7 protein-coding genes are annotated in these 7,917 nt (G+C 76.4%); 3 read left to right on the forward strand and 4 right to left on the reverse strand.

Features of this window, described 5'->3' with window-relative positions; all coding sequences use genetic code 11:
• Positions 1-21: 21 nt before the first annotated feature.
• Together HN013_RS25240 and HN013_RS25245 are read right to left on the reverse strand one after the other, a co-directional pair.
• Positions 22-1,563, reverse strand: a complete 1,542-nt coding sequence (locus HN013_RS25240; protein ID WP_249375376.1) for an MFS transporter — start codon at positions 1,561-1,563, stop codon at positions 22-24.
• Complete coding sequence (locus HN013_RS25245; RefSeq protein WP_171170057.1) at positions 1,560-2,210, reverse strand: response regulator transcription factor; 651 nt, start codon at positions 2,208-2,210, stop codon at positions 1,560-1,562. The genes HN013_RS25240 and HN013_RS25245 overlap by 4 nt, the downstream gene beginning before the upstream one ends.
• 246 nt (positions 2,211-2,456) lie before the next feature.
• Between HN013_RS25245 and HN013_RS25250 the strand changes: the two genes are divergently transcribed.
• On the forward strand, positions 2,457-3,035 hold the full coding sequence (locus HN013_RS25250; RefSeq protein ID WP_171170059.1) for a universal stress protein: 579 nt from the start codon (positions 2,457-2,459) through the stop codon (positions 3,033-3,035).
• A gap of 38 nt (positions 3,036-3,073) precedes the next feature.
• Here HN013_RS25250 and HN013_RS25255 read toward each other — a convergent pair whose 3' ends face one another.
• The gene (locus HN013_RS25255; RefSeq protein ID WP_171170061.1) at positions 3,074-4,402 is read right to left on the reverse strand and encodes a hypothetical protein; all 1,329 of its coding nucleotides are present in this window, start codon (positions 4,400-4,402) and stop codon (positions 3,074-3,076) included.
• Between the two features lie 137 nt (positions 4,403-4,539).
• Here HN013_RS25255 and HN013_RS25260 point away from each other — a divergent pair, with 137 nt between their 5' ends.
• Together HN013_RS25260 and HN013_RS25265 are read left to right on the forward strand one after the other, a co-directional pair.
• Complete coding sequence (locus HN013_RS25260) at positions 4,540-5,499, forward strand: LysR family transcriptional regulator (RefSeq protein ID WP_171170062.1); 960 nt, start codon at positions 4,540-4,542, stop codon at positions 5,497-5,499.
• Between the two features lie 4 nt (positions 5,500-5,503).
• A complete protein-coding gene (locus tag HN013_RS25265; RefSeq protein ID WP_171170064.1) occupies positions 5,504-6,292 on the forward strand; it encodes an alpha/beta fold hydrolase in 789 nt (262 codons plus the stop codon).
• A 285-nt stretch (positions 6,293-6,577) separates the two neighbouring features.
• Here the strand turns inward: HN013_RS25265 and HN013_RS33745 are convergent.
• A partial coding sequence (locus HN013_RS33745; protein ID WP_171170066.1) for an FUSC family protein occupies positions 6,578-7,917 on the reverse strand: 1,340 nt, incomplete at its 5' end.

A 7,917-nucleotide genomic window follows, 5' to 3' on the forward strand; every position in this document is an offset into this window, starting at 1 on the left:
CCTCCCACGGGGTCGTCCCGGTCAGTGGCCGCCCGTCACCTTGAAGCCGCGCGGCACGAGCCACACGGTGATGACGGTCACCACGGCCACGATGGCGGCGGAGACGTAAGCGGTGGTCGTCAGGGCGTCGTCGAAGGCGGCGCGTGCCGTCTCCAGGACCCGTCGGCCGGTCTCGCCGCCGGCCCGGCGGGCGGCCTCGGCGGCACCGCCGACGGAGCCGCGGGCCTCCGCCAACTCCGCGCCGCCGAGCGGCAGTCCGGTCATATGGCGGGTGAACAGGGCGCCGTGGACGCTGCCCAGCAGTGCCACGCCCAGGCCGACGCCGAGTTCGTAGGCGGTCTCCGAGACGGCGCCCGCCTGGCCGGCCCGGCGCGGCGGCACGGAGGAGACCAGCACCGAGGCGGCGGCGGTCATCGCCAGGCCGTCGCCGAGGCCCAGCAGCGCCAGCACCCCGGCGACGACCGGATAGCCGTTGGGCACCGGGGTCAGTGCCAGCAGGAGGAAGCCGGCGACCAGGGCGCCCAGGCCGACGGCCAGCACCGTCCGGACGCCGGTGCGGTGCATGATCCAGGGCGACGACAGCGAGCCGGCCAGCATGGCGGCGGCCGACGGCAGGGTGCGCAGCCCGGCCTGCGCCGGCGAGTAGCCGTGGACGTACTGGAGCCACAGTGAGATCAGGAACAGCGCGGCCCCGATGGCGAGCATGGCGAGCAGGGTGGCCAGCGCAGCGGCCAGGAAGGGGCCGTTCCTGAAGAGCCGGACGTCCAGCAGCGGGTCGTGGGCCGCGAGCTGGCGCCGGGCGAAGAGGGCCAGCAGCAGACAGCCCAGGAGCAGTACGCCCACGTCGGCGGGGTCGGCGCTGCCCTTGGCGACGTGTTTGATGCCCCAGGCGAGCGCCACGACGCCGGCGACCGACAGCAGGGCGGCGGGCCAGTCGAGCGGTCCGTGCTGGGGCGCCCGGTACTCGGGGAGCAGGCGCAGGCCCGCCACGACGGTCGCGACGACGACCGGGACGTTCACCCAGAACGCCGCCGACCAGTTGAAGTGCTCCACGAGGAACCCGCCGATGAGCGGGCCCAGGCAGGCGCCCACGCCGGCCACGGCGGCCCAGATGCCGATGGCGAGCGCCCGCTCCCGGTCGTCGGTGAAGATCGTCCGGATCAGCGAGAGCGTCGACGGCATCACCATGGCACCGCCGAGGCCGAGCAGGACCCGTCCGGCGATCAGCTGCCAGGAGCTGTCCGCCGTGGCGGCGACCACCGAGGCCAGGCCGAAGAGCACGAAGCCCGTCAGGAAGAGCAGCTTGCGGCCGAACCGGTCGCTGACCGCGCCGCTGGTGACCAGCAGGCCGCCGAGCACCAGGCCGTAGATGTCGATGATCCACAGCTGTTCCAGGGGCCCGGGGCGCAGGTGGGCGATGAGGGAGGGCAGGGCGACGTTGAGGATGGTGGCGTCCATGGCCACCAGCAGCAGGCTGGAGCAGAGCACCGCGAGCATCGCCCACCGGCTCGCCCCCGGTCCTCCGGCCGAGGGGGCGGCTCCGGGACGGCCCGCCGCGGTCATTCCAGCAGACCCCGGCGCATGGCCTCGGCGACGGCCGCGGCGCGGTCGGACACCCCGAGCTTCTCGTAGAGCCGCTGGGTGTGCGTCTTGACGGTGCTGGCGCCCAGGTAGAGCTCACCGGCGAGCTGCGGGATGCTCTTGCCCTCCGCGAAACCGCGCAGTACCTGGCGTTCCCGGTCGGAGAGGACCGTCTCCTCGCGGTCGGCCCGCAACCGGATCTGGTCCACCAGGCCGTCCGACAGGTCCTCGGAGACGACCTGCTTGCCCCGGGCCACCTTCAGTACGGCGTCGACGATCTCGGAGCGTTTGGCGTCCTTCGCCAGGTATCCGGCGGCGCCCTCCTGGACCGCCCGGTAGACCACGGCGCCGTCCGTCGTCGCGGAGAGCAGCACGGTCCGCGTCGGCAGCCCGTCGCGGACGATCGCGTGGATCACGGCGATGCCGTCCATCCCGGGGAGCCGGTAGTCGATCAGGGCCACCCGCGGCTCCAGCTCGCGGACCGCGGCGAGGGCGGCCACACCGTCCTCCACCTCGGCGACCACCGAGCTCCGGCCGCTGAGCTGGAGGCCCCGGGTGATGCCCTCGCGGTAGACGGGGTGGTCGTCGGCCACCACCACTGTCACCTGCGTACCGGAATCGGACTCCATGAGCTCGCCACTTCCGTGCTCGCGGTCGCCGCCGGTCGCCCGGCGGCTTCCCCGTCCACCATAAGCGCGCGGTCGCCGCCCGGCCGCTCGGGCCCGGCCGTCCCCTCGGCGCCGACCGGTGGACGGCGGGATCCCCCGCCCGGCCGTCCGGACGCGGGATCCCGGGCGGGGGCGGGCGGCCCGCACGATGGCGGAGTCGGGTGGCGCGCACGAGGCGCGGCACGGAAGTGCGGAGGAGTGAGCGAGATGTCGGAGACGGTCGAGCGGGTCGTCGTCGGGGTGGACGGTTCCGCGGGGAGCGTGGCGGCGCTCAGGCAGGGTGCCCGGGAGGCCGCCCGGCGCGGTGCCGTGCTCTGCCCGGTGTACGCCTGGTCGCCGCCCGGTGGCGAGGCCGCCGACGCGGTCAACCCGGCCCCGGCCGACGTGCGCGCCCATTGGGAGCGGGGGGCGGCCGCGGTGCTGCGCGAGACCTGCGAGGCCGCGTTCGGACCGGCCCCGCCGGGTACGGTGCTCCGCCTCCGGACCGTCCGGGCGTCGGCCGGCCCCGCGCTGGTCGCCCTGGCCGACCGCCCGGACGACGTGCTGGTGATGGGCGCGGGGCGGCACGGCCCGCTGCACCGCCTCCTGCACGGCTCGGTCAGCCGGCACTGCCTCCGGCACGCCCGCTGCCCCGTCCTCGTCGTCCACCCGGACGACGCGGACCTCCGGATCGCGCCGGTACCGAGCGGAACGCCCCGGATGGACGCCCCGCCGGTGCCGGAGGACGGCGCCGGGAACCGGCCGTACGAGCCGGTGGCGGCGGTCTCCGGACGGGCGGAGCGATGAACGCCCCCCGCCGGACCGGGCGCGGGCCGTGCCCGGGGTCAGACCGAGCCGCCGGCCAGCCGCTGCTCGTAGGTCACCGGGGGGAAGTCCCAGCTGTGGTCGAGCACCTTCACACCGAGGACCGACAGCTTGGCGAAGAACGATCCGGTGAGCTCGCCGCCGCCGTAGAGCGCCCACGCGTCGTGCGCGTCGTTGACCTCGGCCGACTTGCCGTCCTTCGGCGGCTCGGCTCCGCCGGAGCCGCTCGCCGTGGCCTTCAGGTAGGGCATGACGTCGGCCGTGACGCCGATCGAGCCGTAGAGGCCCAGCTCGGCGTGGGTGCCGACGCCGGCCTTCGCGGTGGCGGCGCCCGTGACGCGGGCCGCGGTTCCGGTGGTCACCGGCTCGGGGCCGGAGAGGGCGCTCCAGCCGTGGTCGGCGTCGTACCGGGCGCCGGCCTCCAGCCGCCCCTCGGTCCTCTGCTCGGCGTCGACCGTGATCTTCCCGTCGGCGGAGATGTCGTAGAAGTAGTTGATCTTCGCGTTGAGCACGATCGGCACCGGGCCGACCCACACGGTCTTGTTCACGTCGACCTCGGCCGCCGGTATGTGCAGCGGCTTGTGGCCCGTGTCGTACGAGGCGGTGCCCTCGGCGTGCGCCTTGAAGCCGTACGTGTAGTCCCCCTCCAGCCCGATCGCGGCCTTGGAGGGCGCGATGGAGTACCAGTGGGCGCGCTCGTAGGAGAAGAGCAGCTCCGGCCGGATCTCCAGCGAGCCGGACAGGGCCGAGGAGTGGCCCTCGGTCGGCTTGACGCCCGGGGGCATCGGGACGTCCACGTCCAGCCGGATGCCGCCGCCGTTCGCCTGGCCGCCGGTCACCTTGCCGCCGGCCGAGGAGGGCTTGGTCCTGAGGTCGGCCGCGGTCAGGGGGGTCCGGAGGTCCACCGTGCCGTCGCCGAGCGCGTCGGTGAGGTCGGCGGGCCGGGTGTCCACCGCGACCCGGCCGCCCGTCTGCGGATGCACGGCGGTGACCTTCACCAGCGCCCCCTGGGGGGTCTGCGTGGTCGCCGGGCTCGCGATGACGTCACCGGCCCGCAGCTGGTCCGGGGCGCCCTGGCCGCCGTTGGACGCGCCGCCGGTCAGCACGGCGTGGCCGCCGGCCGCGTCGTAGTCCGTCAGCCGTGCGTCGCCCACCGGCACCGGGCCGACCTTGCCGTCGCCGGCCGCTCTGACGACGGACACGGCGTCCTTGTCGGCCGGGCCGTCGCCCACCCGCAGGGCGGGCGGGGTCCGGTCGCCGGAGTCGGCGGCCGCGGGGAGGGCCGACAGCGGGGCCGCCACGCCGGCGAGCAGCAGGGGAACGAGAAGAAAACGGGTCGTGTGCTTCATGGGCATCCTTCCGGAACGGTCGTGTCCGAGCCCGCCCCGGCCGGCCCGTCGTCGGGCCCCTCGGCACCCGAGAACTCAAACCCGCCACCGGACCCGGGATCAAGAAGATTCCGTCCATGAGGAGATAGGCACGGGCTATGGAACGCTCCGCCGAGCCGGTCCCCAGCGCCGGCAACCTGTCGCTGCGCCAGCTGGAATACCTCGTCACCGCGGTGCGGGAAGGACGGCTGACCCGGGCCGCCGAGCGGCTGCACGTGACGGAACCCACGGTCTCGCAGCAGCTGCGCACCCTGGAACGGGCCGTCGGAACGCCCCTGTTGGAGCGCCGGCCGGAGGGCGTCCGCCCCACGGAGGCCGGTGCCGCCTTCCTGCCGTACGCGAGGACGGCGCTGTGCTGCGCCGACGAGGCGACCGCCGCGGCCCGTGCCGCCGCCCTCGGCCGGCGGCGCCCGCTGCGCGTCGGCACGGTGCGCCCGGCGCTGCCCGGTGCCCTGCTGCCCGGACTGCGCCGGTGGGCGCTGGACCACCCCCGCTCGCCGGTCTCCGTCCTGCCGTACGGCAGCCGGGAACGGCTCCAGGACTCCGTGGCGGCCGGGACGGCGGACGTCGGCGTCGGGCCGCGGCCCCTGGACTGGGACGGCCGGGTGCTGACGCTGGGCGTCGAGGAGCTGGTCGTCGTCTGCGCCGATGACGACGAACTGTGCGGCCGGGACGTCCACTTGGAGGATCTGGCCGGCCGGCGCTGGATCGCCCATCAGGGCCTCGGCCCCGGCGAGGCGTTCACCGAGGCGTTCCGCGCGGCCGGGTTCCGGCCGGCCGTCGCGGCGGAGGTTCCGCAGGCGGAGGCGGCCGTGGCGCTGGCCAGGGACGGCGTCGGCCTCACCCTCGTCGCCGAGGACGCCCTGCCGCCCGCGGACCGGAGGACGGCCGCGCGGCCGGTCCCCCGGCTGGTCCGGGAGCTCACGGTGTACACGGCGGCACGGCCCCGGGAGGAGGCACTGGCCTGCGCGGCGACGCTGGCCCGGGAGGCGCGGGCGGAGGGTCCGCGGACCGTGCCCTCCTCGCGGTCGGTGCTCCTGGCCCCCGTGATGGACTGACCCCATGCCGTACGCCACCGCGATCGACGGGACCCGCGTCGCCCACCAGGTCCGGGGCGCGGGCACCCCCTTGGTCCTGCTCGCCGGGCAGGCGAACACCCACCGCTGGTGGGACGCCGTCCGCGACGACTTCCACGCCGCCCGCCGCACCGTCACCCTGGACTACCGGGGCACCGGGGACAGCGACAAGCCCGACCGTCCGTACGGCACCGAGGAGTTCGCCGACGACGTCGTCGCCGTCCTCGACCACCTGGGGATCGAGCGGGCGGACATCTACGGGACCTCGATGGGCGGCCGCGTCGCGCAGTGGGTGGCGGTCCGGCACCCGGACCGCGTCCGCCGGCTGGTGCTCGGCTGCACGTCGCCCGGCGGCCCGCACGGCGTCGAGCGCGACGCGGCGGTCGGCGCGGCCCTGGCTCGTCCCGACCGGGCCGCGGTCGAGCGGACGTTGCTCGACCTGATGTACACGCCCGGCTGGCTCGCCGCGCACCCCGGACCCCACGCCGTGCTCGGCGACCCGGCCATGCCGGCCCACGCGCGGCGACGGCACCGCGTCGCCAGTTCCCGGCACGACGCCTGGGACGCCCTGCCGCGGATCGCCGCTCCCACCCTCGTCGTCCACGGCACCGAGGACCGCTTCAACCCCACCGCCAACGCGCCCCTGCTCGCCGGACGGATACCGGGCGCCCGGCTGCATCTGATCCCCGGGGCCCGGCACGCCTACTTCGAGGAATTCCGCGCCGTGGCGAGCCCGTTGGTGCTGGACTTCCTCGCCGGGCGGTCCGGAGACTGAACGCTTCGCGGCGGCCCGTCGCCCGGTCACGGCCCGGGGCGGTCGTCCTCCGTCGGCGTGGACGGCGACCGGACCGGTCCGGCCCTCCTCCGAGTCGGCCGGGCCGCCCCGCCGACAGCCCATTCCGGCCGGTCGCCGCTCAGGCACCACCCCTCCGCGCGGCCGACGCGGCCCCGCCACCTCCGTCATGACGGGCAGGCGCCCCCGGCGTCGCCGGGCCGGCCCCGCCGCACCCGAGCGGCGGCCGGGACACCCCACCGACAGCCCACTCCATCCGGTCGCCGCTCAGGCACCACCCCTCCGCACGGCCGACGCAGCCCCACCGCCCCCGTCGCGACCGGCAGGCGACCCCGCTTCACCGGGCCGGTCCCGCCGCACCCGCGCGGCGTCCTCCACCGCCCCTGTCAGCCACGCCTCCGTGTCCGCGACGAGAAGCGCATGGGCGGGCGGCATCGGCGTGCGCGGCGTGCCGGTGTCGGCGGGGCGGGGTGCGAGGGCGGTGGCGGGTCGCCCTTCCTCGGTGCGGAGGGCGGCGGCCGAGCGGAGGTACTCGGCGGCGGCCCGGTCGGCGAGGGCGGTCAGCCGGGCCGCCGCCTCGGGCGGGAGCGGGGCGCGGCTGCCGGAGCGGTGGCGGCCGAGGATGATCTCGCCGCCGGAGAGTGCCTGGTAGGCCGCGGCCTTGGCGCGTCCCCAGGCGGGATCCGGGGTCCGGTGGGGATGGTCCTCCGTCCGGTACTGGGCGTAGGTGGCCTCGGTGAGCAGCACCGCGCGGCGGGCCGGGCGCAGGGACACCGTGCCGTCGCCGCCCGTGCACAGCAGGGCGGTCACGGCGCGGCACAGCGCCGCCGACTCGGTCAGCAGGTCCGCCGTCGCGCGCCGGAGCTGGCCGCGTCCTCCCTTGGGCCAGGCGAGCAGGCCGGCCAGCGCGCCGACGGCTCCGCCGACGACGACGTCGAGGAGCCGCACGCCGGAGAGGTGCCAGTCGGGATCCGACAGCTGGGTGAAGACGAGGACGAAGACCAGGGTCATCGCCGCCTGCATCCAGGCGGGCCCCAGCACCGGCCCGACGCCGAAGCCGACGAGGACGACCAGCGGCAGGGCCGCTTCGTAGAAGACGGGCACGTCGCCCACGACGACGAGCAGGACGGCGGCGATCCCCGCACCGGCGGCCGTGCCGAGGAAGGCGGGACGCAGGGCACTGCGGGTGTCCGCCGCCGAGGTGCGCATGGTGCTGAGCGTCGCGAGCAGCACCCAGAACCCGTGGGACAGGTTGAGCACCCCGACCAGCAGCCGGGCGACGGCGAGGGCGCAGGCGATCCGCAGGGCGTTCTGCAGCAGGACCGACTCCGGGGAGAGGTGCGCGCGCAGCCGCCGCCACCAGCGGAGGCGGGCCGGCCACACGGCGTAGGCGAAGGGGGAGTCGTCCGGTGCCCCCGGCGGGGCGGGGGCGGGCCGCGCCCCGAGCGCGATCCGGGTGGCCTCGGTGGCGATCCGGGCGCCCTCGGCCGCCGCCCGGACGAGCGCGTCCTGGCGCAGCCCGGCGGCCGAGGCCCGGGGCAGCCCGCGGGCGCGGGCGGCGTCGAACGCGCGGAGGCCGCCGGCGCCGTCCGGGGGCGGCGGCGGTC

It is taken from the genome of Streptomyces sp. I05A-00742 (assembly GCF_013055795.1).
Lineage (GTDB): Bacteria > Actinomycetota > Actinomycetes > Streptomycetales > Streptomycetaceae > Streptomyces.

Bases quoted from the DNA above. Each gene is read 5' to 3' on its own strand.
- HN013_RS25245 (WP_171170057.1), bottom strand. From the start codon at position 2,210: ATGGAGTCCGATTCCGGTACGCAGGTGACAGTGGTGGTGGCCGACGAC.
- HN013_RS25240 (WP_249375376.1), bottom strand. From the start codon at position 1,563: ATGACCGCGGCGGGCCGTCCCGGAGCCGCCCCCTCGGCCGGAGGACCG.
- HN013_RS25250 (WP_171170059.1), top strand. From the start codon at position 2,457: ATGTCGGAGACGGTCGAGCGGGTCGTCGTCGGGGTGGACGGTTCCGCG.
- HN013_RS25255 (WP_171170061.1), bottom strand. From the start codon at position 4,402: ATGAAGCACACGACCCGTTTTCTTCTCGTTCCCCTGCTGCTCGCCGGC.
- HN013_RS25260 (WP_171170062.1), top strand. From the start codon at position 4,540: ATGGAACGCTCCGCCGAGCCGGTCCCCAGCGCCGGCAACCTGTCGCTG.
- HN013_RS25265 (WP_171170064.1), top strand. From the start codon at position 5,504: ATGCCGTACGCCACCGCGATCGACGGGACCCGCGTCGCCCACCAGGTC.